General features: G+C 53.9%; 10 protein-coding genes. 8 read left to right on the top strand and 2 right to left on the bottom strand.

Translation table 11 applies throughout. The features are described from left to right. Positions 1-61 precede the first annotated feature (61 nt). From fdnG to fdnI, 3 genes are read left to right on the top strand one after another with little or no spacing between them, the layout of a single operon-like run. Positions 62-3,112, top strand: coding sequence for a formate dehydrogenase-N subunit alpha (fdnG, locus tag QNH99_RS17100; RefSeq protein WP_410516968.1), 3,051 nt, complete (start codon positions 62-64; stop codon positions 3,110-3,112). An 11-nt stretch (positions 3,113-3,123) separates the two neighbouring features. Then, a complete protein-coding gene (gene fdxH / locus QNH99_RS17095; protein WP_410516967.1) occupies positions 3,124-4,008 on the top strand; it encodes a formate dehydrogenase subunit beta in 885 nt (294 codons plus the stop codon). Then, the gene (gene fdnI, locus QNH99_RS17090; RefSeq protein ID WP_145393699.1) at positions 4,001-4,660 is read left to right on the top strand and encodes a formate dehydrogenase-N subunit gamma; all 660 of its coding nucleotides are present in this window, start codon (positions 4,001-4,003) and stop codon (positions 4,658-4,660) included. The genes fdxH and fdnI overlap by 8 nt, the downstream gene beginning before the upstream one ends. Before the next feature lie 1,494 nt (positions 4,661-6,154). On the opposite strand, the gene dhaR is transcribed toward fdnI, so the two are convergent. Together dhaR and QNH99_RS17080 are read right to left on the bottom strand one after the other, a co-directional pair. Then, complete coding sequence (dhaR, locus tag QNH99_RS17085) at positions 6,155-8,071, bottom strand: dihydroxyacetone kinase operon transcriptional regulator DhaR (protein ID WP_283354892.1); 1,917 nt, start codon at positions 8,069-8,071, stop codon at positions 6,155-6,157. A gap of 101 nt (positions 8,072-8,172) precedes the next feature. After that, entirely contained in the window at positions 8,173-9,270 is a 1,098-nt protein-coding gene (locus QNH99_RS17080; protein WP_096012044.1) for a glycerol dehydrogenase, read from the bottom strand. A 589-nt stretch (positions 9,271-9,859) separates the two neighbouring features. Between QNH99_RS17080 and dhaK the strand changes: the two genes are divergently transcribed. The 5 genes from dhaK to QNH99_RS17055 all read left to right on the top strand — a co-directional run bounded on the left by dhaK (position 9,860) and on the right by QNH99_RS17055 (position 26,966). Next, on the top strand, positions 9,860-10,930 hold the full coding sequence (gene dhaK, locus QNH99_RS17075; protein WP_410516966.1) for a dihydroxyacetone kinase subunit DhaK: 1,071 nt from the start codon (positions 9,860-9,862) through the stop codon (positions 10,928-10,930). Between the two features lie 10 nt (positions 10,931-10,940). Beyond that, positions 10,941-11,573 (top strand): dihydroxyacetone kinase subunit DhaL, encoded by a 633-nt coding sequence (dhaL, locus tag QNH99_RS17070; protein WP_063878571.1) that lies wholly within the window; start codon positions 10,941-10,943, stop codon positions 11,571-11,573. 10 nt (positions 11,574-11,583) lie between these two features. Then, positions 11,584-13,008 (top strand): dihydroxyacetone kinase phosphoryl donor subunit DhaM, encoded by a 1,425-nt coding sequence (gene dhaM / locus QNH99_RS17065; RefSeq protein ID WP_410516965.1) that lies wholly within the window; start codon positions 11,584-11,586, stop codon positions 13,006-13,008. A 443-nt stretch (positions 13,009-13,451) separates the two neighbouring features. Next, entirely contained in the window at positions 13,452-15,116 is a 1,665-nt protein-coding gene (locus tag QNH99_RS17060) for a ShlB/FhaC/HecB family hemolysin secretion/activation protein (protein ID WP_410516964.1), read from the top strand. A 15-nt stretch (positions 15,117-15,131) separates the two neighbouring features. Then, positions 15,132-26,966, top strand: a complete 11,835-nt coding sequence (locus QNH99_RS17055; RefSeq protein WP_410516963.1) for a hemagglutinin repeat-containing protein — start codon at positions 15,132-15,134, stop codon at positions 26,964-26,966. The last annotated feature ends 1 nt before the right edge of the window (position 26,967 follow it).

The raw sequence follows: 26,967 nt of genomic DNA, 5'->3' as shown, positions 1-26,967 counted from the left end.
GGCTAAATAACCTTATAGTCTGTGCAACTTTTCGTTGTTGTTCTTTTACTCTGGAGGCTACATGGAACTCAGCCGAAGAAAATTCTTCCGCATCTGCGCAGGTGGCCTGGCCGGAACCACTGTTGCATCTCTCGGATTTTTATCCTCTTTCTCTTTGCAGGCAGCAACCCGTCAATACAAACTGATAAAAGCGAAAGAGACACGCAATAACTGTACCTACTGCTCTGTCGGCTGCGGCATGTTGATTTACAGCCTGGGCGACACCGCTAAAAACGTGAGAGAACGTATCTACCACGTAGAGGGCGATCCGGACCATCCGGTCAGTCGTGGCTCGCTCTGCCCGAAAGGAGCCGGTGTACTGGATTATATTCACAGTGAAACCCGTTTGCAGTACCCCGAGTATCGTGCGCCGGGATCAAACACCTGGCAGCGCATCAGTTGGGATGAGGCCATCAACCGCATTGCCCGTCTGATGAAAGACGATCGCGATGCGAATTTTATCGAGAAAAATGCCCAAGGCGTCACGGTTAACCGCTGGACCACTACGGGCATGTTGTGCTCCTCGGCGGCCAGTAACGAGACGGGCATGCTCGATGGTAAGTTTGCCCGCAGTTTAGGCATGACCGCGATAGACTGCCAGGCACGTTTGTGTCATGGGCCCACGGTGTCTGCGCTGTCTCCAACGTTCGGCCGCGGCGCCATGACCAATAACTGGGTCGATATCAAAAATGCCAACGTTGTGCTGGTTATGGGGGGCAATGCGGCTGAAGCGCATCCGGTAGGGTTTAAATGGGTTATTGAGGCGCAGACTAAAAATGACGCCACGGTGATTGTGGTGGACCCGCGTTTTAACCGAACCGCCGCCGTTGCCGATGTCTATGCGCCGATTCGCGCCGGTTCGGACAACGTGTTCCTGCTTGGCGTCATCCGCTACCTGATTGAACATGACCGTATTCAGCATGAATATGTCCGGCATTACACCAATGCCAGCCTGCTGATTCGCGATGATTACGCCTTTGATAACGGCTTGTTCAGCGGTTTTGACGCGGATAAGAAGCAGTATGATAAATCCAGCTGGTTCTATCAGCTCGATGAACAGGGAAATGCGCGAAGGGATACCACACTGCGTCATCCGCGCTGTGTGTGGAATCTGCTTAAAAAGCACGTCGAACGCTATACGCCAGAGATGGTGAATCGATTATGTGGGACCTCTGTCGCTGACTTCACCCGTATCTGTGAAATGCTGGCCAGCACCAGCGTGCCGAATCGCACAGCAACGATATTGTATGCGCTGGGATGGACTCATCACTCTTCCGGTGCGCAAATTATCCGGGCGGCGGCCATGTTGCAGCTGCTGCTCGGCAATATCGGTATGGCGGGCGGCGGCATTAATGCGCTGCGCGGTCACTCGAATATTCAGGGCTATACCGATCTGGGATTGCTGTCGACCAATCTGCCGGGCTACATGCCTCTGCCTTCAGAGCATCAGCCAGATTATCAGACCTATATTTCACAGATTACACCGCCTGCACTGGGGGTTAATGAGGTGAACTACTGGCAGAACACGCCGACGTTTTTCGTCAGCATGATGAAAAGCTTTTGGGGAGAACATGCCACTGCGGAAAATAACTGGGGCTATGACTGGTTGCCGAAATGGGATCGTCTTTATGATGTGATGACGCAGGCCGAATTGATGCTGGAGGGCAAAATCAACGGCTATATTGTTCAGGGTTTCAATCCGCTTGCTGCCTTCCCCGATAAAAACAAATCGTCTCGCGCGCTTTCAAAGCTCAAATACATGGTGGTCATTGATCCGCTGGTAACAGAGTCCTCCAACTTCTGGCAAAACCACGGCGAAATGAATGATGTTAAGCCAGAGACGATCCAGACCGAAGTCTTCCGTTTGCCGTCATCCTGCTTTGCCGAAGAGAACGGATCGATTGTGAATTCCGGCCGGTGGCTACAGTGGCACTGGGCGGCGGCAGAGCCACCGGGCGAGGCATTACATGATGGTAAAATTCTGGGACGGCTCTTTATGCGATTGCGAGAGCTTTACCAGCAAGAGGGCGGGGCTAATCCGCAGCCTTTACTCAATCTCAACTGGAATTATAACGATCCCTACGATCCGCATCCCGAGGAGCTTGCCCGTGAGGCAAATGGTATGGCGCTTCAGGATCTGTATGACGCAGAAGGTCGGTTAATCGCGAAAAAAGGGGAGCAGCTCAGCAGCTTTGCCCAGCTTCGTGATGATGGATCTACCAGCAGTTACTGCTGGATCTACTGCGGCAGCTGGACGGAGCAGGGTAACCAGATGGCGAATCGCGATAACAGCGATCCTTATGGGCTGGGCTGTACGCCAGGATGGGCATGGTCGTGGCCAGCCAACCGTCGGATTCTGTATAACCGGGCCTCTGCCGATCCGTCCGGTAAGCCCTGGGATGCAAAACGCGCACTGCTGCACTGGGATGGTCAAAAATGGGCAGGGATGGATGTTGCGGATTATAACGCGTCTGCGCCAGACAGACATGTCGGGCCATTTATCATGAACCCGGAGGGCGTTGCACGCCTGTTCTCGATCGACAAAATGAATGATGGCCCTTTTCCGGAACATTATGAGCCGGTTGAATCACCCATTGGAACGAACCCACTGCATCCAGCGGTCATCTCCAGCCCGGTAGCGCGTATTTTCAGTGACGATATCGCCAATATGGGCAAAGCCGATGCGTTTCCCTATGTCGCCACCACCTATTCCATTACCGAGCTGTTCCGCCACTGGACAAAGCACGCCCGGCTTAACGGCATCGTGCAGCCTGAGCAGTTTATTGAGATTGGCGAATCGCTGGCCAATGAGAAAGGTATTGCCGCAGGGGACATGGTTAAGGTGATGTCTAAACGCGGCTATATCAAGGCGAAAGCCGTGGTGACAAAGCGTTTGCAGACGTTAACGATCGACGGAAAACGTGTAGATACCATCGGGATTCCCTGCCACTGGGGATTTGAAGGTGCAACGCGCAAAGGCTTTCTGTCCAATACGTTGACGCCATCGGTGGGTGATGCCAACTCACATACGCCAGAATACAAAGCGTTTCTGGTCAACATTGAGCGGGCGTAAGGAGGGAACCCATGTCTATGCAATCTCAGGATATTATTCAACGCTCAGCGACCAACAGCTTAACGCCGCCCCCGCAGGCGCGGGACTTTCATGCGGAAGTGGCAAAACTTATCGACGTCTCCACCTGCATTGGCTGCAAAGGCTGTCAGGTGGCTTGCTCAGAATGGAATGATATCCGTGATGAAGTCGGTCACTGCACGGGTGTCTACGATAATCCGATGGATTTAAGTGCAAAATCCTGGACGGTAATGCGCTTCAGCGAAACTGTGCAGGAGGGCAAACTGGCGTGGTTAATTCGCAAAGATGGCTGTATGCATTGCGCGGAACCGGGCTGTCTCAAAGCCTGCCCTTCTGCTGGCGCGATTATTCAGTACGCTAACGGCATCGTGGATTTTCAGTCTGAGCATTGTATCGGTTGCGGTTACTGCATTGCCGGTTGCCCGTTCAATGTGCCACGGCTGAATCCCGATGATAATCGCGTTTATAAGTGCACGCTCTGTGTGGACAGGGTGAGTGTGGGTCAGGAACCGGCTTGTGTAAAAACCTGCCCGACAGGTGCCATTCAGTTTGGCAGCAAAAAAGAGATGTTGAGCGTGGCAGACGCGCGCGTGGCACAGCTTAAAAAACGTGGCTATGCCCATGCGGGTATCTATAACCCACCAGGCGTCGGGGGGACGCACGTGATGTATGTTCTGCACCATGCGGACAAGCCAGAGCTTTACCACCATCTTCCCGCCGATCCAAAAATCGCTACGCCAGTTAATGTATGGAAGGGCGTGCTCAAACCGCTTTCCGCTGCGGGATTTATTGCGACCTTAGCCGTGCTTATTTATCACTATGTGGGCATAGGGCCGAATAACGAGACGGATAATGAAGAGGAGAACGATCATGAGTAAGCGCAACATGATCCTGCGTACCCGATTTATCGACCGCGCCTGCCACTGGACCGTGGTGATCAGCTTTTTTCTGGTCGCGCTTTCCGGCCTTGGGCTGTTTTTTCCAACACTACAGTGGCTCACTGCAACCTTCGGTACACCGCAGATGGGACGGATTTTACATCCGTTTTTTGGCGTACTGATCTTTGTGTTGTTGATGGTGATGTTTGTGCGCTTTGTTCGTCACAACATCCCTGACAGGCAGGATGTGCCGTGGATAAAAGGCATTGTCGAAGTGCTCAAGGGCAATGAGCACAAAGTGGCCGATGTAGGTAAATATAATGCAGGCCAGAAAATGATGTTCTGGGCCATTATGTCTTTGATCGTGGTGCTGGTGGTGACGGGCATTATTATCTGGCGACCTTACTTTGCGGCGTATTTCCCCATCACGGTTATCCGCTGGAGCCTGCTGATCCATGCCGCAGCCGCGATCGTGCTGATCCATGCCATTTTGATTCATATCTATATGGCGTTTTGGGTTAAAGGCTCAATTACCGGGATGATTGAGGGTAAGGTCAGTCGTCGCTGGGCGCGGAAGCACCATCCGCGTTGGTATCGTGAGGTGGAGGCGACGGAGAAGGAGGCGGTGGAGACCGCCAGGCGGTGTCGATAGCGGTTTTGCAATGGTTTTGCCCGGCCGGGCCGGGTGTTATGGTTCTGCACTGAGTATGTTCCGCCTGCGAGGCGGTTGGGATAGGGTTTTGCTCCGAGCATATTCCGCACGGGCCGAGCGCTACGGTTTTGCACTGAGTATGTTCCGCCCGCCAGGCAGCAGGGAGTTTCAGCCTGTCCGTGCAGGCGGTCGGGTTAAGGGGCTCGCGCCAGCCCCTTAACAATCCCGGCGTCCGGCAGCCGTCGCTGTCCCTTCGTCACTCACTGCGGCCTGACGGACCGTCCGGATGCGCCCTCCGTGGCGCAGCCGTCCTCGTCGCGGCGTCCCTGCCGCGCCGTCCTGGCCTCCGTTCTTTCCTCAGCGCGCCGGATGCCTCCGGAACCCCCTGCCTGTGAGGACTTATTCCTCATTTGGTTTGGCTCTGCCTGTGGGCAGGTGAATATTGTTTTGTATCGGACGTGTTCCGGCTGACATGCGGGAGGTGCTGTGATCCTGCTTCAGGGATGTTCTGCCTGTGAGGCGGTGAGCATACCGTTATGCTCTGAGCATGTTCCGCCCGCCAGGCGGCAGGGAGTTTCAGCCTGTCCGTGCAGGCGGTCGGGTTAAGGGGCTCGCGCCAGCCCCTTAACAATCCCGGCGTCCGGCAGCCGTCGCTGTCCCTTCGTCACTCACTGCGGCCTGACGGACCGTCCGGATGCGCCCTCCGTGGCGCAGCCGTCCTCGTTGCGGCGTCCCTGCCGCGCCGTCCTGGCCTCCGTTCTTTCCTCAGCGCGCCGGATGCCTCCGGAAACCCCCCGCCTGTGAGGGCGTATATTTTTCCGAAATACTGCTTCGCCTGTTATTAACGTGCGGAATCAGAACTGAAGACAGGGAAGCCTGACGAAAATGAAAAAATGAACAGCAATAAGCTGTGATGCTTTTCTGGCATCTGAAGCGATATTTTCTGGCATCTGAAGCGATATTTTCTGGCATCTGAAGCGATACAAGAGTTGGTTTTAACACAGTTATCAAAGCGGGGGAGTTGGGCCGGCCTTCCCGTCCCGCTGAGCGGATGCAGGATTTCCGGATGAGCCGACAGGACGTCGGCGAAAGTCAGGCCGCGCCAGGGACGGCGCGTCCTGGCGGTCCGGGAGAAATCCTGAAGCCGCGAAGGGACCGCGCAGCGGCGGGTGGGCAGGACGGGAGCCCGGGGTCAAGGGGCCGCGGCGACTGGCGGCCCCTTGTCGGTCGCCCGCACGGGGCGGACTGAAACTGCCCGCCGCCCGGCGAGCGAAACCTTCTCGGAGCTTTATGACTGAACGCCGCTCAGGCTGGCAACCCGGGAGCCCGGGGTCAAGGGGCCGCGGCGACTGGCGGCCCCTTGTCGGTCGCCCGCACGGGGCGGGCTGAAACTGCCCGCCGCCTGGCGAGCGAAACCTTCTCAGAGTTACATGACTGGATGCCGCCCAGGCAGGCAAAGCCATGAACAGCCCCCCACTCAGGCTAATTCCCCCACTATTTCTGCCTGAACTGGCTCGCATCAATGGCATAGCGTTTCATCTTTCGCCACAGGGTCGTGCGTCCAATATTCAACAGATTCGACATCTCCTGCACCCGACCGTGGGTAACGCGGGCGGCATGAATAATGGCTTCTTTTTCAATCGCGCTAAACGATAAATTATCCGGTAATAACGAAGAGGACGTCTCGCTATAAGGCTGTTCAGCGAATAAAGACTCCGGCAGGTTACTCAACCGAATGTGACCGTGCTCGCTACTGATAGCGATATTCTCAATGACGCTGTTTAATTCAAAATCATTACCCGGCCAGCCATAATTGACTAACCTTGCCATTGCGTCGTTATCAAGTTTAAACCGGGATGAAAACTGTTTTTCCAGTCGGCGCAGGCGGTGAGTGACTAACGTGGGAATGCTGTTACGCCGCGCCCGTAAAGGAGGTATAACGATTTCAAATGAATGCAGAGCGTAATAGAGCTGGCGGCTAAAACGATTTTGTTCCACCCGTTGTGCTAAATCGACCGACGTGGTGGCAATGATCTTCACATCAACGGGGATTAACCGCTGTGCCTCAAGACGCGTCAAAACCCCTTGCTTGATCACCTGTAAAAGAATCGATTGCAAGGCAGGAGCCAGATACTCAATTTTATCCAGAAACAACGTACCGCCGTGTGCCAGCTCAAGACGACTCAGCCGACCATTTTCCTCCTCGCTGGGCGCATTACCGATAAAATCCTTCCCCAACGTGCTGTCGGCATATAACTGACAGTTAACGGCAATATAGGGCCCGCTCGCCCGGTCACTTTCATTATGAATAGCCTGACTCAGCAGCTCTTTGCCCACGCCTTCTTCCCCACTCAGCAGTACGGGAAAGCTGCCTTTGGCGGCCTGACGACCAAAATGTATTAAACGCCGCGTGTCCGCATCCTCTTCTGGCATCTGTTCAAAGGTGTGGCTGACCTTTCCCAGTTGCCGGGTCATGAGTTGACGAACCTGCTCAACAGGGTGGAGCAGTAAAATAAAGCTGTTGCCCTGAACTTCAACAATAGGCTTCAGAGTAATCACCGCATCAACAAACTGATGCTGGCTCTCAAAGGTGACTTCCACATGCTTTAATCCCTGCGCCTGCTTAATTGCCCGGCGCAACAGGGCGGGCAGGGTAATAAGGTCAGCAATGTTCCTCCCCTGACTGCTTAAGGCATCCAGATGCAGCAGCCGGGCTGCCTGTGCATTCAGAAATTGCAGAACGCCTTGCTCATTCCATGCCATAACACCATCATCCATGCTCTCCAGCAGGCCATAAAGCTGGTTCAGATGGCGGTTGGATTCGGCTAATAAATTGTCCGTTAATAGCGAATTACCCACTTCCCGGGCGATAGACAGCGTGAGGGAAAGATCAGAGGACGCCTGATCCTGACGCAGACAGGCCAGCGCGATAGAGCCAAATAAACGGCCATGATTATCAAATATCGGGGTTGAGCAGAAAGACCAGGCATGGAGCGCCCGTTTAAAGTGATGTTCGCCGTGGGTTTTTACTGGCTGGCCTTCTAAAGCCGCCAGCGACAGGGCGCAGGTACCAATGATGCTTTCAGCACAGTAGCTGCCGTCGTGCAGACCTAATGCCTCAAGCTGCATCAGCGTCTGTGCATCACCACAGCGGTTCAAAATACAGGCGGATTCATCCAGGATAAACAGGGCACAAGGCCGATTCTCCATATACTCCCACGCATCCTCAAGAGTTGCCTGACCAAGGGTGAGTAAGGCAGTTTTGCGCCGACAAATTGATTCGTAGGTTAATCCCTGCGCCTGATGTGGCGTTTGCCAGTTATCCCGCTGCATATATTTACTGCAACGCTGCCATGACTGAGTGATCACCGCAGAAACGTCCTTATCGCTATCGGGAATTAACGCTGTCATATCCATTTCCGCTAAAAGACCATAGAAAATCCCCTTAGCAGACGCGGCCAAGGGGAAGTTGGTGCCCTTACTGATTGGGCCAGCGGTTTACCGGTGACAGATTAACGCGACAGCCACTGCTGTCCCAGCAGGTCGGCAGTGATAATCGCCGCATAAACGCTGTCTGGTGTAACCGGGAACGGCATGTTGTGGATGGTTTCCCCTTCCACACAGGCCGCGTCGGCAACCGCCCGAATTTTTTTCTCGATATCCTGTTTCACGCCCATCTGCCCCAGGGTAACAGGCAGTCCTACTTTCTGGCAGAAGGCCAGCACGGTTTCGATCTCTTCTGTCGGGCTGTTCTGCAAAATTAACTGTGACAGCGTACCGAAAGCGACCTTTTCACCGTGGTAAAGATGATGGCACTCCTCCAGCACGGTAAACGCATTGTGGATGGCATGCGCAGCGGCAAGGCCACTGCTTTCAAAGCCAATACCGCTGAGATAAGTATTGGCTTCAACAATACGTTCCAGTGCCTCTGTCACCACACCGGCCTGGGCCGCAAAGCGTGCCTTTTCGCCCTCGGCCAGTAGCGTGTCATAGCACAGTCGCGCCAAGCTTAACGCGGCGGCGGTGGATTTGCCGCCTGCCATGCTGGTTGCGCCAGAGTCATAACACGCTTTTGCTTCAAACCAGGTCGACAGGGCATCGCCCATTCCGGCCACCAGTAAGCGTACCGGTGCTTTAGCAATGATCGTAGTATCCATCACCACCATATCGGGATTTTTGGGGTAGATCAGATACTCTGCAAACTCACCGGTTTCGGTATAAATCACAGACAGTGCGCTGGTAGGCGCATCGGTTGACGCGATAGTGGGAATCACCACCACAGGCAGTTTGAGATACCAGGCAATCGCCTTGGCAGTATCCAGCGTTTTACCACCGCCTAAGCCGATCACGCCACGACAGCCGTTCTGTTCTGCTAACGCCATCAGGCGGTCGATTTCAGTTCGGCAACATTCCCCGCCGAAGCGCTCTGCATGGCAACTGACGTCATGGTCGGCAAGGCCGCTCAAGACCTTATCGCCCGCCAGTTTCATTACAAAATCATCTGCAATCACAAAAAAACGATCGGCCAGATCCTTTGCATACTGACCAAAGGACAGGGCGGCATTGGGCCCCTGAATATATTTGGCTGGAGACTGGATAATTTTTGGCATTCCTTTCACCCTCAAGTAAGAACATGTTCGCATGGTGTACGCTGGCGTCTCTCTCTGGCTTAACTGAACATGAAAGCCGGATGATAGCCGACGTCGCTACTCACTTTACGATCGACGGTGGGGTGAAAAAGTTTTGCGGGCAACGTTCTTATATGGAACACCTTGCCGCCCTGCATGTTTCATACTGGAACAATAAACCACGGTAAAAAGTGATGTTGCGATCGGGATCGTCCCCGGCAATGTTAAAATGGCAAAACGATACCGCGATAAGTGCGGTTAAAACGCCAATGTCATAGCCAGCCCAAAAAATCGTGCTTAGTCAGTAGGATTTGCCTGTCACCACGGGAATCATTACCTGCTTTGCCTCTCATTTTTATCCGATAGCCGCGCATGATGTTTCATTATGGAACATAAAAATCATCATATCGTTCCGTTATGAAACCCTTCTCGCTGACATTTTTTTTATCCTGAACTCCCTGAGAATCAGTGCATCGACGAGCGGCCTACCGCCGTCAGGATTTCCCAACAATCGGGTTGTCTTTGCCTCAGGCACAGACGACAGCACACCGCCTCCGACGGAGCATGAATAATGAAAAAGCTGATTAACCGAGTGGAAGATGTATTGAGTGAACAACTTGCAGGATTGGCGCTGGCCCATCCTGAACTGACGCTTCATCAGGACCCGGTATGTATGACGCGAGCCGATGCGCCTGTGGCAGGCAAGGTTGCGCTGCTTTCCGGCGGCGGCAGCGGTCATGAACCAATGCACTGTGGTTTTATTGGCCATGGCATGCTGTCCGGTGCCTGTCCCGGCGAAATCTTTACCTCGCCCACGCCAGACAAAATGTTTGAGTGCGCCATGAAGATTGACGGCGGTGAAGGCGTGCTGATGATTATCAAAAATTACACTGGCGACATCCTCAACTTTGAAACGGCAACCGAGTTACTGCATGAAAGTGGCGTAAAAGTGACGACGATCGTTGTGGATGATGACGTTGCCGTCAAAGACAGCCTGTATACGGCGGGACGGCGTGGCGTAGCGAACACCGTGCTGATTGAAAAACTGGTGGGGGCCGCCGCAGAGCGAGGCGATTCACTTGAGGCCTGCGCTGCGCTGGGGAGAAAACTCAACAATTGTGGTCATTCCATTGGCATCGCACTGGGTGCCTGCACCGTGCCTGCCGCAGGAAAACGCTCGTTTGAACTCCAGGATAATGAAATGGAGTTTGGTGTGGGGATTCATGGTGAACCCGGTATCGATCGCCGCACCTTTACTTCGCTGGATAACACCGTCGATGAGATGTTCGAAACTTTGCTGGAGAATGGCACCTACAGCCGCACATTGCGTCACTGGGATTTAAACGCCGGCTCCTGGCAAGAGGTGCAGCAAAGTAAGCAGGCCTTGACGCGCGGCGACAACGTCATTGCGCTGGTCAATAACCTGGGCGCGACGCCGCTGTCAGAACTATATGGTGTTTATAACCGCCTGGCGCAACGCTGTGAAGAACATGGCATCACTCTCGCACGGAGCCTGGTGGGCAGTTACTGCACGTCACTGGATATGGTGGGCTTTTCCATCACGCTGCTGAGTGTGGATGATGATTCTCTGGCGCTGTGGGATGCGCCGGTTCATACACCTGCCCTGAACTGGGGCCATTAAGGAGTTCGACATGTCACTTACCCGCTCCCAAATTGTGCGTTGGCTTTACCGTTGTGGCGAGGTTTTTACCCGCGAAAGTGATTTTCTTACCGGCCTGGATCGCGAAATCGGCGATGCCGATCACGGCTTAAATATGCATCGTGGCTTCAGCAAGGTTGTTGAGAAACTGCCTTCTATTGAAGATAAAGACATCGGTTTTATTCTCAAAAATACCGGTATGACGCTGCTCTCAAACGTAGGAGGAGCCAGCGGGCCGCTGTTTGGTACGTTCTTTATTCGTGCGGCTCAGGTTACCCAGGCGCATCAGAGCCTGACGCTGGAAGAACTGTATCAGATGATACGTGAGGGCGCAGAAGGGGTGATCAACCGCGGCAAAGCTGAGCCGGGTGATAAAACCATGTGTGACGTCTGGCTCGCCGTGGTGGAGTCACTGCGTCAGTCCAGTGAGCAGAATGTGTCGCTGAGTGCAGCACTGGATGCCGCCTGCGAACAGGCAGAGTCAGCCGCCCAGTCCACCATTACGATGCAGGCCCGTAAAGGGCGCGCCAGTTATCTGGGCGAGCGCAGTATTGGTCATCAGGACCCTGGGGCAACCTCGGTCATGTTCATGGTGCAAATGCTGGCCGCCGCCGCCCGGGAGTAAGGAGAAGCGAATGGTAAACCTGGTGATCGTGTCCCACAGTGCGATGTTGGGGGAAGGCGTAGAAATGCTGGCCCGGCAAATGTTAACCGGCGATAAGTGCAAGCTGGCCGTCGCCGCCGGCATTGACGATCCTGATCATCCCATCGGCACGGATCCGCTGAAAGTCATGGCGGCCATTGAGTCTGTGGCGGCGGATACCGATCATGTTCTGGTGATGATGGATATGGGAAGTGCTCTGTTAAGTGCTGAAACGGCACTTGATCTGCTCGATCCTGCCATCGCTGCCAAAGTGCGCCTGTGTGCGGCACCGCTGGTGGAGGGCACACTGGCCGCGACCGTCAGTGCTGCCGCAGGTGCCGACATCGACAAGGTTATTGAGGTTGCCATGCATGCGCTGGAGGCTAAGCAGGCCCAGTTGGGCATAATCCCTGCCGTGCACACCACCACACTGACCACAACGGATCGCGATCCGGATGCCCGTTCGGTAACGGTCATCATCAAGAATCATCATGGCCTGCACGTTCGTCCTGCCTCACGGCTGGTTGCTGCCCTGGCAGGACTCAACGCGGAACTTGTATTAGAGAAGCAGGGCCAGTGCGTTAAACCAGACAGTATCAATCAAATCGCCTTGCTGCAGGTGCGCTGTAATGATGCCGTCACCTTGTCGGCGAGTGGGCCCGATGCCGAACGCGCCCTGGCGGCGTTTGCATCCCTTGCGGCGGAAAACTTTGGCGAGCATCCCGAGTCGATGTTACTAAAAACATCGGCCTCCGCCATCGAAAAGGTCGAGGGTAAGGCGGTGTTTTATCCCTTGCCGCTGGCGCAGCCTGCCAGGTATCACTGCAGCGATGTCGGGGATGAGCATCGGCGGCTGCAACAGGCAATCGCGGTTACGCTCAGCGACCTGAATGCGCTGGCTACACTGGCAGAGAAAAAATATGGTTCTTCGGTGGCCGCTGTTTTCTCAGGCCACCATACGTTGCTGGACGATGACGACCTGTTTGACGCTGCCTGTGAGGTCATTCGCAACGACCAGTGCTGCGCGGAATCTGCGTGGTATCAGGTGCTTATGGAACTGAGCGAGCAATACCAGCAACTGGACGATGCCTACCTGCAAGCGCGTTTTATTGATATCGAAGACATCCTGTATCGTAGCCTTTGCCATCTGAAAGGCAGTGATATCAGGCTGCCGACCCCGGATATCCCGGCGATTATTGTTGCCGACAACATCTTTCCTTCTGCGGTCGTCAGTCTGGATGCGCGACAGGTAAAAGGCATTTGTTTGCGGGAGGGCAGTGCGCTTTCTCATGCTGCGATTATTGCTCAGCAGGCCGGGATCGCTTTTATCTGCCAGCAGGGCGCAGTACTGGATATTATTCAGCCGGGGGACAGGCTAATGATTGATGACGATGGACCGCGCGTGAGCAGCTTATAGCTCGGTTTTTATTTGCCTCTGATGCGTGCCTCAGGGGCTTTATTTTATTTGGCTGTCACTCAAATTTTTAGTCAGATTTCTTTTTTCCATCCTTTTAAATTCAACGCATCCCTTTACGTTCTGACGCATTTTTAGCCAGTAATCACTCGATATTTCAAGCAGAAAACATAAATAAATGTATTTGCATCAATGCATCTCAGGCAGCGGTTGCCTGTAAATTTCATGTTTATTTTTATTGGGGAATACCAGGGAGGGCGGCATTTTAGTTAAGGGAATATTTTTCTGAGGGTATTTGTCTTAAGGTAAATATGATTCGTCCTTTAAATTAAATATTTAAAAACCTGTCGTCTTTTCAGTTTATCCGGAATTTTCTAATAGTTTAGGTGATATTATGCTTTCACTGCTTTACAAAAAACTTACATTTCTTTTCATTGGGCGTACCTATGAGAATAAAAACAGGGAAGTGGCTGGCGTTGAGCGCGGTGCTCATCACGGCAGGTGCACTGGCTGCGCCACTGACGCCGGGCGATCGCGATTTTATTCAGACTCAGCAGCAGCAACGCCTGCAACAGGATCAGCAGCAGCGCGATGCACTCTGGCAGGCGATGTCGCCTCATATTGCACCGGCACCCCATTCTGATGCGGCAGGCCGCTGCTTTACCGTTCACCAGATCGTCATTCGCAACGCCACGCTCCTTTCCGCCAGCCAGCAACAGTCGCTGACGTCTGCTTACGTCAATCGTTGCCTGAATTTAACGCAAATTAATAACCTGGTACATGCCATATCCGACTGGTATATGCAAAGAGGCTATATTACCAGCCGCGCCTTTTTAACAGAACAGGACCTGACTTCCGGCCAGCTTATTATTCCCGTGCTGGAAGGCAAACTGGAAACCATCATTCTGGACGGTAAACATCCACGCCTGTTGCGCATGGTCTTTCCGGGGCTGGAAGGCAAAATCCTTAACCTGCGCGATATTGAGCAGGGCATGGAGCAGATTAACCGCGTACGAACGGTGCCCGTGCAGATTGAAATTCAGCCATCACCTAAACCGGGTTATTCCATCGTTAATCTCACAGCAAAACCTGAATTTCCCCTCAGCGCAACATTGGGTTTCGATAACAGTGGGCAGCGCAGCACCGGCGTGGGCCAGCTTAACGCGTCACTGACCGGCAATAACCTGCTGGGGCTGGCGGACCGCTGGTTTGTCAGCGGCGGACGCAGCAGCGCGTTCAGCCACTGGCGCGATGCGCAAAACCTGCAGGCCGGCGTCAGCGTGCCTTATGGCTATGGCCTGCTGGATTACAGCTACAGCTGGAGCAACTACCACAGCCATTTTATCAATAACGATTTCACATGGTTCAGCAACGGCGACAACATTGCGCATCGCCTCAACGGCTCATGGGTACTGTTCCGCAATGGCGATATCAAAACCGGCGTGCAGATTGGGCTGAATCACTATTCCAGCCACAACTACCTTAATGATGCGCCGTTAGTGAGCAGCAGCCGCAAATTATCCAGCCTGCAGTTTGGCCTGAACCATACCCAGAAAATTGCTGGTGGCGTTGCCACGCTTAACCCGTCGTTTAGCCGCGGCATGCCGTGGTTTGATGCCGAAAGCGATGAAGGCAAAAACGGTAACCTGCCGAAAGCAGAGTTTCGTAAGTGGAGCATCAGCGCCAGCTATCAAAAACCCCTGACCAACAAACTGTGGTGGCTAAGCAGCCTGTACGGACAGTGGTCGCCCGACACGCTCTACGGCAGTGAACGACTCACGCTGGGCGGTGACAGTTCAGTGCGCGGTTTTAAAGAGCAATACCTGTCGGGCGATGTCGGCGGCTATTTACGTAATGAGCTGGATTACAGCCTGTTCACCTTGCCGGGGCTGGGTGACGTCACGGCACTGGCTGCGGTGGACGGCGGCTGGCTGAGAAGCGATCCGCAAAACCAACAGTTTACCGGCACGCTCTGGGGCGGTGCCGTGGGACTTGGCACCCGCAATCAACATTTTTACACCCAGTATACCGTCGGCATTCCGCTCAGCTATCCCGGTTATTTACAGCCGGATCACGTCAGCATCTACGCCCGCGTCGGGCTGGTTTTCTAAAAAGAGGAACTGATTATGGACGATCGTCAGCCTGTTTCCCTTGCCCGTCGCGCGCTCAGCTATCTCATCTGCTATCTGGTGGCGGTGCAACCGATGCTGCCAGTAATGGCCGCAGAAATCACACCGGTCACGCCGGGGACAAAGATGGACACTGCAGGCAATGGCGTGCCTGTGGTCAATATTGCGACGCCGAATCAGGCGGGCATTTCTCATAACCAGTACGATCAATATAACGTCGGGCAACAGGGGCTTATCCTCAATAACGCCACGGGCCAGCTCACGCAGACTCAGCTCGGCGGCCTGATCCAGAATAACCCCAACCTCAAAGCCGGTCAGGAAGCGCACGCCATTATCAACGAAGTGGTGGGCGCTAATCGTTCACAGCTGCAGGGCTATACCGAAGTGGCCGGTAAAGCTGCCAATGTCATGGTGGCTAACCCCTACGGCATTACCTGTAACGGCTGTGGCTTTATCAATACGCCGAACGTGACGCTGACCACCGGTAAACCGCAGTTTGATGCCAACGGCAACCTGGCCGCGCTGGAGGTCAGTAAAGGCACCATTACCATTGAGGGCCAGGGACTGGACGGCAGTAAAGCCGATGCCGTGTCGATTGTGGCGCGCGCAACGGAAATTAATGCCGGTATCCACGCCAAAGATCTCACCGTGACGCTGGGAGCAAACCGCGTCGGACAGGATGGATCGGTAACGCCCATTAGCGGAGAAGGCCCTGCACCCGGCGTGGCGGTTGATACCAGTGCGCTGGGCGGCATGTACGCCAACCGCATTCATCTGGTGTCGAGCGAAAAAGGCGTTGGCGTCAATCTGGGTAACTTACTCGCCAGACAGGGCGATATCACTCTGGACGCGAACGGGAAACTGGCGGTGCATAACAGCCTCAGCAGCGGGGCGTTAACCGCCAGTGCGCAAAGCGTTGAGCTGAGCGGCGAACACAAAGCGTCTGGCCCGGCGACGATAACCGCACAAAACGGTATCAGTCTGAATAACGGGAGCCTGGGAAGCGATGGTGCTGTTTCATTGCAGGGCGGCAATCGCCTGCAAATCAGCGGCGGCAAGATAATGGCTGGTGACAGCATCAACCTTGCCGCGACCAGCCTGTCGCTGGACAGCGGCAGTGCGCTCAATGCCACAAATAACATCTCGTTCAACGCGCAGCCAGACTTCACCGGCGGCTTAAGCCTGGACCCGGCCGGTCAGTTTGATAATGCCGGACAGTTAACAGCGGGAAATAGCCTTTCTCTGAATGCCTATAGTGTCAGTAACACCGGCGGGCTGTTAGCTAAGGGGCAGTTCACTGCGGTCGGCAACCAGTTCGCAAACCAGGGCATTCTGCAGGGCAATGACGTCAGGATTAAAAGTCAGAGCCTGAACAACGGCGGGACTTTGCAGAGTGGTGATGCTATTACGCTGGATGGCTTCACGCTGGAAAACAGCGGGACGCTCATTGCTAAAGGACAGTTGAATGCTGTCAGCAACAGTTTTGACAACAGGGGCACATTGCAGGGAAGCGGTGTTGACATAAAAAGTGGTGCCTTACGTAACAGCGGGACTTTTCAGAGCGCTGGTTTACTGACCCTGAACGGCAATTCGCTGGATCAACTGGGTACGCTTGGGGCAACGGGCGACGGCGTTTTAACTTTTCGCGATCGCATAAGCAATGGGCAGGGCGCCAGTTTGTTGAGTGATGCTGCGTTAACCCTGTCAACGGGCGATCTGTTTCAGGATGGTAGCCTGTCCGGGCGCTCGGGCCTGGCAATCCGCAGCAACAATCTGAGCAGCGCAGCCGGTGCTTCAACTGCCAGTCAGGGTGATATTGCGCTTCAGGTAAATAAGCAGGTTGATATCAACGGTGACGTCAACGCCGACGGCGCGCTGACATCAACAAGCAGCAGTTTACATACCGGAACGACGGCGCATTTACAGGGGCAAAACATTGACCTGCGGGCAGGACAGATCGCGCTGGAGGGAGCGCAGGCGGCAAGGCAACAACTGCAAATTGCGGGAACGGACCTGACGCACGCAGGGAAAAGCAGCGGCGATAGCATTGTACTCAACGCGTCAGGCGCGCTGAATAACCAGGGTTCTCTGGTGGCAAACGGTGAGTTACAGGCCACCGCCGCAAACCTGAGTAATACAGGAACGGGCAGCGGTAAGGATATTAACCTCACTGCCGCCGGTACGCTGATAAACACCGGTGCCCTGGTGGCAAAAAAACAGTTGCAGGCGGGAGCCGCATCAGTAAACAACAGCGGTTCGCTGACGGCACCACAGTTGGTCCTCAACAGCGACGCTATCACCAACAGCGGTCTGTTGCAGGGTACGCAGAATCTGACGTTATTAAGCCAGCATCTGACTAACTTAAAAAAGGGCAGTATTGCGACGGCCGGGGATTTGGTACTCAACCTGCCTGACTTCAGCAACAGCGGGCTGCTGAGCACGGAGGGTGCACTGCACCTGAGCGGCAACAGTCTTGTCAACGATGGCGAAATCAACGCCAGCACGCTTCATTCTGACAACGGTCAACTGACCAACCTCACAGATGGCAAACTGCTGGCGACAGGCTCACTGCAACTGACAAACGACCAGCTTACTAACGGTGGGCAGATTGCCGCGAATCAGTCTGAGCTCACGGCCGCTACGTTAAATAACGCAGGCAGAATTCAGGGCGCCAGCAGCCTGAACCTGAATGCGGACACGATGAATAACCGCCAGGGCGGCGAGCTTCTGACCTCAGGGCAGCTGACGCTTAACGGCAACAACCTGAATAACGCGGGATTAATTCAGGCAGATAAACTGGCTCTGACGGCGGGCAACTGGCAAAACAGCGGTAATGCGCTTAGCGCAGGCGATGCCTCGCTGAAGGCGAAAACCCTTACCAACAGCGGAAAGATACTGGGTCAGCAAAGCGTCACGCTGCAGGGTGACACAACCGATAACAGCGGCTGGCTGGTGGCAAAAGTGCTGGCCTTCCAGGGGGATTTGATCAACAGCGGCCTGATTCAGGGCGACACGGCGCTGACGCTGAAGGGCAGCAGCCTGAGCAATCAGACCGCAGGGCAGTTGCAGACGGCGGGTAATGCTGACATTACGGCATCCTCTCTGGATAACCAGGGACAGCTGCAGGGCGATAATCTTGCTGTCACTGCCCAACGCTGGCAAAACAGCGGTAGTGCGCAGGCCACAAAAAATATCACCGCCTCTGTGGCCGGGGAGCTTAACAACGGTGGCACCCTGACGGCCCAGCAGGCAATGAACCTGCAGGCTGGCAAAGTAACCAATGCGGGCACGCTTGCTGCCGATCAGTTAACGGTTCAGGCACCGCTGCTCAGTAATGCTGGTCTGCTACAGGGCAACAGTGCTCTGGCTATCACCAGTGATCAGATGGCTAACCTGGCGAACGGTCGGCTTGTCAGCGGCAGCGGACTGAGCCTGGCACCTGTCCAGTTGGTGAATGATGGGTTGTTACAGGTGGCTGGCACCTTCAGCATCAACGGCAGTGATTTTACGAACAACGGCCAGGTGAATGCGGACGCGTTGAATACCGCGCTGACCGGCACGCTGAATAATGGCGTAAACGGCAAGCTGCTGGCGCGTCAGCTGGCGCAGGTACAGGCGCAGTCACTGACTAATGCCGGTATCGTTGCAGGGCAGCAATTACAGATAACGGGCGATACATTACAAAACCAGGGGCTGTTACAGGGCGATAATGCGCTGACGGCAGGGTTCCGTCAGCTGGATAACCTTGCGAGCGGCCAACTGATTACCGGTGGCGCGCTGACGTTACAGGGTACGGACGCCCGCAACGCAGGAACCTGGCAGGGCAGCCAGCTCAGTTACCGCTTCGGTACCTTAAAAAACACTGGCACCGTTAACGGCACCGGCACACTGGAAGGGCAAACTACCGGGCTGCTGGATAACAGCGGCAACCTGATTACGGGCGGTAACGCCAGCCTGAATGCCGGCAGCCTGCTTAACAGCGGCAAAATCATGGCAAGCGGCCTGACGCTGCGTGCCGGGTCGCTCAGCAACAGCGGCCTGTGGCAGGGCACCACCTCCCTGGATGCGCTCAGCACCGGCGATCTCACCCAGTCTTCAACAGGCAGAGCGTTAAGTGGCGGCGATCTGCTGCTGGGCGCGGCAACATTAAGCACGGCCGGCACCCTGCAGGGTGGTAATGCCCAGATCACTGCCGGCAGCTGGCAAAACCAGGGATCGCTGCTGAGCACCGGCGATCTCACCGCCACAATTGATAACGATCTTAATAACGGGGGATCACTTCTCAGTCAGGGCAGTGCGCAACTCAGTGCGCAACATCTGGTGAATACCGGCTCTGTCCTCGCCGAAAAAGCCATGACGCTTAGCGGCGGTTCGCTGAACAACAGTGGCGCCATTCAGGGCGATACGCTGTCGGTTACCCCAGCCAGCGTGACCAACCAGGGCAACCTTATTGGTCTGAAATCCCTGACGCTTGGACCGGCCCCCCAGCGTTTCAGAATGCTGCTGGCGCAGAGCGCGCCGACGCGTGAACTTGTGAATAACGCGGGAGGACAGCTTCTCACGCAGGGCGCGTTAACGATTACGGCCGATAACGTCACCAACAACGGATCGTGGCAGGGGCAACAGATCCTGCTGAATGCGGCAAAACTGGCCAACGGTGGAGCGATTCAAAGTGCCGATGGCCTGCAACTTACCCTGAGCGACAGGCTGGATGCCGCCGCAGGCAGCAAGATCTCTGCCAACGGCACAGCTGCCTTACAGGCGCTGACGCTGGCGAATCAGGGTCAATGGGTGGCTAAAAACCTCACCCTGAAAGGCGACACGCTAAATAATAACGGGGAAATTACCGGCGCGGACAGCCTTAGCGTGCAGCTCAACGGCGCGCTGACACAGCAGCAGGATAAGAACCTGCTTAGTGCCGGAAAAATCAGCCTGCAGTCGGCATCGCTGAATAATCTGGGCCGTATTCAGGGGAGCGATCTTCAGATTAACACCGGTGCGTTAGATAACGCGGGCCGCCTGCAGGGTGACAATAACCTGCTGCTCAGCGCCGCCGGGCATCTCACCAATGCCGCAAATGGCACCCTTGTTTCTCAGAACGCGCTGACGCTGACCACGCCGGATCTCTATAACTATGGTCTCATTCAGGGGGCCAGCGGCACCGTAAATGCCACCAACTCTGCGACCAACAATGGCAGATTACTGGCTGGCGGCGCGTTGACCTTTACCACACCGCAACTGGTGAATAATGGCTGGCTGCAGGCCGGACAGCTCACGCTGAACGCGTCCGGCTTGACCAATAACGGTACGCTACTTGCCGATCAACAGGGTACCCTGAACGGCACTTATTTCCAGAACCAGGGCATGGCGCAGGGCGGCAACCTGGCCGTTAACTATCAGAACCTCAGTAACAGCGGCACCGTACTTGGCACCGGACAACTGAACGTAAATGCGGCGCAGGTTAACCTGGCCGGTTCGGGACGGCTGTTCAGCGGCGGTGGTTTGACGCTGTTGAGTAACGGTTTTGATCAGTTCGGTCAGGTTGTGGCGCTGGGCGATGCGGTGCTGAATCTGGCGAACAGCTTCGTCAGTCATAACACGCTGGCGGCAGGCAACCGGCTGACGCTTAACAGCAACGGCTCGCTGGAAAACCAGAGTACAATGCAGGGCCAGGGCGTGACGCTCAATGCGGGCGGCGACCTCAACAACAACGGTCAGATCACCACCGGCGGCGCTGACAGCAGCCTGACAGGCAACCGTATTGCCATGAACGGTGCTGGCACGCTGCAGGGCGGCGGCAACGTCACCCTGAACAGCCGCAGCGATGTTACCCTGGACGGTTTTACCGGCACGCTCGGCAACCTGACCATCAGCACGCCGGGCAGCCTGGTCAACACGGCTCTACTCTACGCCGGGCAGAATCTCTATTTATTTGCCAACAGCATCCGTAACCAGCGCGGCGATATCCTGGCGGGCAACAGCCTGTGGATGCAGCGCGATGGCGCGGGCAATGCCAACGGGGAAGTGATCAACACCTCTGGGACGATTGAGACGCAGGGTGGGGATATTACAATCCGAACGGGTAACCTTCTTAACCAACGTGATGGCTTAAGAGTTGATCAAAGTACACAAAAAACATCAGGATTACCCAAGGAAGTTGGACAAGCATCTTTTTCTTATTACCTCGGACAGCTCCCAACTGACGAAATTGGTTATTACACTAAGACAATACGTCATGGTGGAAGCGAAGGTAAAGGTAATGGTTCTGAAACCACATATATCTATTCCGCACCTAATCTTAAGGGGGCAGTGAAACGATTTCTAACTGAAACTACTACTTTAACAGCTAATGCAGACGGTGGTATTGCAAGAATTTCCTCGGGCAATAATTTGGATGTTTTTGCTGGTCAGGCTAATAACTTAGCAAGCTTCATTCTGGCTAATGGCGCTATTACACTGAGTGGAAATACATTAAATAATCAATCGTGGTTTAATGGAGTACAAAAAACATATCTCACTTATAAATATAATGGTCCTATTGGCTCTGAGGCGCTTCCCAAATATTCTTCATATTGTGGGTGTATGAGTGGATCCGAAATCAGTAAAGTTGTTTATAATCTTTCTTCAGCACCTGAACAAGAAACTACCTTGAGCGGTGAGGCTTTACGTTCAGTTATTCAGGCTGGAGGTAATATATCCGCAAATTTTAGCGGTAATATTAGTAATACAGCCTTAACACCAAACGCAGGCAGAACTGGCAACACATTATCGGCACCTCATCTGCAAGGTTTGTCTGCATTAAGCGGGGTCGGCACGCAACAGCGTCAGCAGATCGGTGGAACCGATAAGGTCGCGGTAAATTCGCCGCAGTGGCGCGATCAGCTTCAGGGCGCCTTGCAGCAGGTCAATGGTAATAGTTCACTGGATAGCAGCGCACCTGATAAGGCCTCACTTGTTACTCATGCATCGGATAGCTTTGGTCGTGCCGATTTAAGTCAGTCAGGTAGACTGATTTCCGATCCTTCAGTCAGCACAGCAAATCTGCGCAGTTATAAGCCAGCCAGTGTGGACACCAGCGCTTATCCGATTCCGTCTGGCGATAATGGCTATTTTGTTTTTGGTAACAGTAAAAGTCCCTATTTAATCACTCTCAATCCGAAACTTAACGGTCTGGGACAACTGGATAACAGCCTGTTTGGCGATCTTAACGCGCTGCTTGGCAGACAACCGGGACAGGCACCGCAGGAAAGCCGTCAGCTTTATACCGATAAAACCACATTCCTGGGGTCGTCTTATCTGCTTGATCGGCTGAGCCTCAAGCCAAACTATGATTACCGTTTCCTTGGTGATGCGGCCTTTGATACGCGCTATGTCAGTAATGTGGTGTTAAACCAGACCGGCAGTCGTTATCTGAATGGTATTGGTTCTGAACTGGATCAGATGCGCTATTTAATGGATAACGCAGCATCTGCACAGCGTGCGCTGGGATTACAGTTTGGTGTGTCATTGTCTGCGCAGCAGGTAGCCTCGCTTGATAAAAGTATGGTCTGGTGGGAAGCCACGACGATAAATGGCGAGACGGTAATGGTGCCGAAAGTCTATTTATCATCCAAAGATGTGGAAATGCATGACGGCAGCGTGATTGCAGGTAACAATGTGGCGCTTTCCGGCGGTGATATTACTAATAGTGGCAGCACTATCACTGCTAAAAATAATCTGAGTGTTAACAGCCAGAATAGTATAAATAATCTCAATGCCGGCATGCTTTATGCTGGTGAAAACTTACAACTAACAGCGATAAATAATATTAACAACGTCAGTTCGAATATCAGTGGAAAAAAGGTCTCACTTGAGAGTATAAATGGCGATATCAATAACACGACGTCGACAACGTTATGGCAATCCAATATTCCTGGCGATAAGAAAAATATCACTTCAGCAAGCCAGACTTTCATTGGTCCTTCCGCAACTATCGCATCGCTGGATAGCCTTAGTCTTAAATCTGGTCACGATATTAATATTATAGGTGCCAATCTCAACGCTGGTGGTGATCTGCTAGTCAATGCCTGGCACGATATTGCCATTAAAGGGGAGCAAGTTACATCAGCCTTTGACTACCAGAATAGTGGTAATCAAAACGTTACCAACACGGCCAGCCAGATTTCAGCGGGTCATAATCTGGCAATTCAGTCAGGCCATGATTTGAATGTGACGGCCAGTAATCTTAATGTTGCAAATGACGCTCTGCTGGCAGCAGGCAACGATCTCAATCTTAATAGTGCTGTTAATAGCCAGAGCAATAGGCGCGGTAACCAAGAATCCCATTCCACCAGTCTGGATCGCACCTCTGTCAGCAGCGGCGGTAATCTCAGCCTGGCTGCGGGTCAGGATATCAACAGTCAGGCCGCCGCCATCGCCGCTACCGGCAACGCCGCGCTGAAAGCGGGCCGTGATATCAACCTGAATGCCGAAGCCACCGGTTCCGGTTACAGCGAGAGAAGCGACAAGAAAACTGTTATCAGTGAAACCGTGCGTCAGCAGGGCACCGAGATCGCCAGCGGCGGCAGTACCTCTCTGGCAGCCGGTCGCGATATCAATACCGAAGCAACCGATGTGACGGCAAAGCAGGATATCGCCCTCCAGGCCGGGCGCGACGTTAACCTGAATACCGCGACCGAAAGCGATTATTACTACAAAGAAGAAACCAAAACTAAAAAAGGCTTCCTGAGTAAAAAGACCACGCACACCATTCAGGAAGACAGTGCGACGAATGAAAAAGGCACCTTGCTGAGCGGCAACAATGTCTCCGTTAAAGCAGGTAATGACCTGCTGGTAAAAGGTTCTCAGGTCGTTGGTGATGCCAATGTGGTACTGGATGCCGGTAACAATGTCGATATTGCTGCCGCAACTAATACCGATTCCACCTGGCGTTTTTCGGAAACGAAAAAGAGCGGCCTGATGGGAACGGGCGGCATTGGTATCAGCATCGGTAGCAGTAAATCACTGCAGGAGATGCGCGATAAAGGGACAACGCAAAGCCAGAGCATCAGTACCGTCGGCAGCACTAAAGGGAATGTTTCAATTACCGCTGGCAAGCAGTTGCAGGTTAACGGTGCCGATTTGGTGGCGGGCGGTAATATGGCGCTCCAGGGTGATAGCGTTACTGTTACACCAGGACACGATCTGCGTACTCACGATGAAAGAACAGAGCAACGTACCAGTGGTTTAACGCTGGCGCTGTCTGGTGCGGTAGCGGAAGCCGTGAACAGTGCAGTCGCTGCGGCGCAGTCAGCCAAACAGCAGAGCGATGGTCGTTTGGCCGCGCTTCAGGCAACCAAGGCGGTCTTGTCTGGCGTGCAGGCGAATCAGGCCAGTCAGCTTGCTCAGGTACAGGGTGATCCTAATAACGGCATCGGCATCAGTATTTCACTTTCTACCCAGCAGTCGAAATCGGAGCAGCATCAGCAGTCAGACACGGTTAACGGCTCAACGATCAATGCAGGCCGTAATCTGAGTATCAATGCCACGGGCAAAGGCCAGGGGCCAGATAGCGGCAATCTGGTGATTTCTGGTAGTCAGCTGAAAGCAGGCGGCGATACGACGTTACAGGCGGCAAACGACATCACCCTAACCGGTGCGGCAAACACCCAGCAAACCACAGGTAAAAACAGCAGCAGCGGGGGCGGCATTGGTGTCAGCTTCGGCGTTGGGGCAGGCAGTGCGGGATTAAGCGTTTTTGCCAGCGTCAATGGTGCTAAGGGCAATGAGAAAGGCAACGGCACGGTCTGGAGCGAAACGACCCTGGACAGCGGCGGCAAGGTTGCCATCAGCAGCGGTCGCGATACCACATTGAGTGGCGCTCAGGTCAATGGCAACAGCGTGAAGGCGGATGTGGGCCGCGATCTGACCATTACCAGCCTGCAGGATAGCGACAAATACGACTCGAAGCAGTCCAGTTTTGGTGCAGGCGGCAGCTTTACCTTTGGCTCCATGACCGGGTCCGGGTATATCAACGCCAGCCAGGACAAGATGCACAGCAATTTCGACAGCGTGAAGGAGCAAAGCGGTCTTTATGCTGGCAATGGCGGCTTTGATGTCACGGTGGGCAACCATACACAGCTTAACGGTGCGGTCATCGCCAGTCAGGCCGATGCGGATAAAAACCGTCTGGATACCGGTACACTGGGCTTTACCGATCTGCGTAACGAGGCCGACTACAAAACCGAGCACCAGGGTATAGGCATGAGTTCAGGTGCCAGCTTGGGCGGTCAGTTTGCCGGTAATATGGCAAACACCATGCTGGCAGGTGCAGGCGATAAAGGCCATGCTGAAGGGACTACCCAGTCAGCTGTGGCTAACGGTACGATAGTGGTGCGCGATCAGGCTAACCAGAAGCAGGATACCGCCACGCTGAGTCGTGACACGGCACATGCCAACGACAGCATCAGCCCGATCTTTAACAAAGAGAAAGAACAGCAGCGACTGCAAACCGCGCAGATGATTGGCGAGATTGGCAGCCAGGTGGCGGATATTGCTCGTACACAGGGCGAGATTGGTGCGCTGAAGGAAGCCCAGAAGGTAAAAGGCCCCGCACCTGAAGGCGCGTCTGAAAAAGTACGTAATGCCTATATTGAGAGCCTTAAAGCGACACCTAAGTACAAAAAAGCAATCGCTGACTCAGGTACCGGAAGTTCATTACAGCAGGGGATTCAGGCGGCCACCGCAGCAGTGCAGGGACTGGCTGGCGGAGATTTTAAAGCGGCACTGGCTGGCGCATCCGCCCCTTACCTCGCCGAACTGATCCACAAAAATACCACCACAACAGGCCCTGACGGCAAGGAAGTGGTGAATACCGCAGCAAATCTGATGGCGCATGCGGTTGTGGGCGCCGTCATTGCACAGGCTCAAGGCAATAGCGCGCTGTCCGGTGCCAGTGGGGCAGCGCTGGGCGAATTTATAGCTCAGGAGATGTATCCGGGTATCGCGCGGAAAGATTTGAGTGAAGAGCAGAAGCAAACTATCAGCGCACTCGGAACGCTGGCCGCGGGGCTTGCTGGCGGTCTGGCAAACGGCAGTGCATCAGGAGCAATAGCGGGCGCTCAGGCGGGGAAAAATGCGGCTGAGAATAACGCTCTTGGATCAATTGATAGCTATTTATTCGGGGATAAGAATGAAGAACATGAAAAAGAAATGGGTGATAGGCCAATTCATGTTTTCACTCTTACCCCGGGGCTTGAGCCTAAACGAGACGAGCAGGGACATCCTCTTACTTATGCTTTTGGAGTAGCAGTTCCCATAAAAACCGATAGTTTGCCTGCAGGCTACAGTCCTACTTCGTCTGGTCAAATTGTCGGACCGAAAGGCGGAGTTTACACAAGTACTGGTAAGTCAGATTCAAATGGGAATACTATTTATAGCAATAGTGGTGGGTATTATGTCTTTGACGGAAAGACGAAAGCATCAGTTGAATCACCCAACGCATCTAATCAAATACGTAATAATTATGAGCAGGGCAAATCATTCGAAGATGAAATGTATAATAAATACTCAAAGGGACAACCAGAATCGGCACGTGAGATTACAATCAAAACAGGCAGTGGCACAAACGTCAGGGTTGATATTATGACGAGGGATGGGAATGGTGGGCTTTCTTGCATCGAATGTAAATCTTCATCAACTGCACCATTAACACAGAATCAAAAGATCGGTTATCCTGACCTAGAGAAAAATGGTGGCATTATAGTGGGGGCAGGCAAACCCGGCTTTGAGGGAGGCACTAAAATCCCTCCAACTCAGGTGATAATTATTAGGCCAGAAAGTAAACGGGAGTAGC

Source organism: Pantoea allii, assembly GCF_046529425.1.
Classification (GTDB): Bacteria; Pseudomonadota; Gammaproteobacteria; order Enterobacterales; family Enterobacteriaceae; genus Pantoea; species Pantoea allii.
The sequence above is the reverse complement of the archived record's forward strand: the minus strand, read 5'-3'. Positions and strand labels throughout refer to the sequence as shown.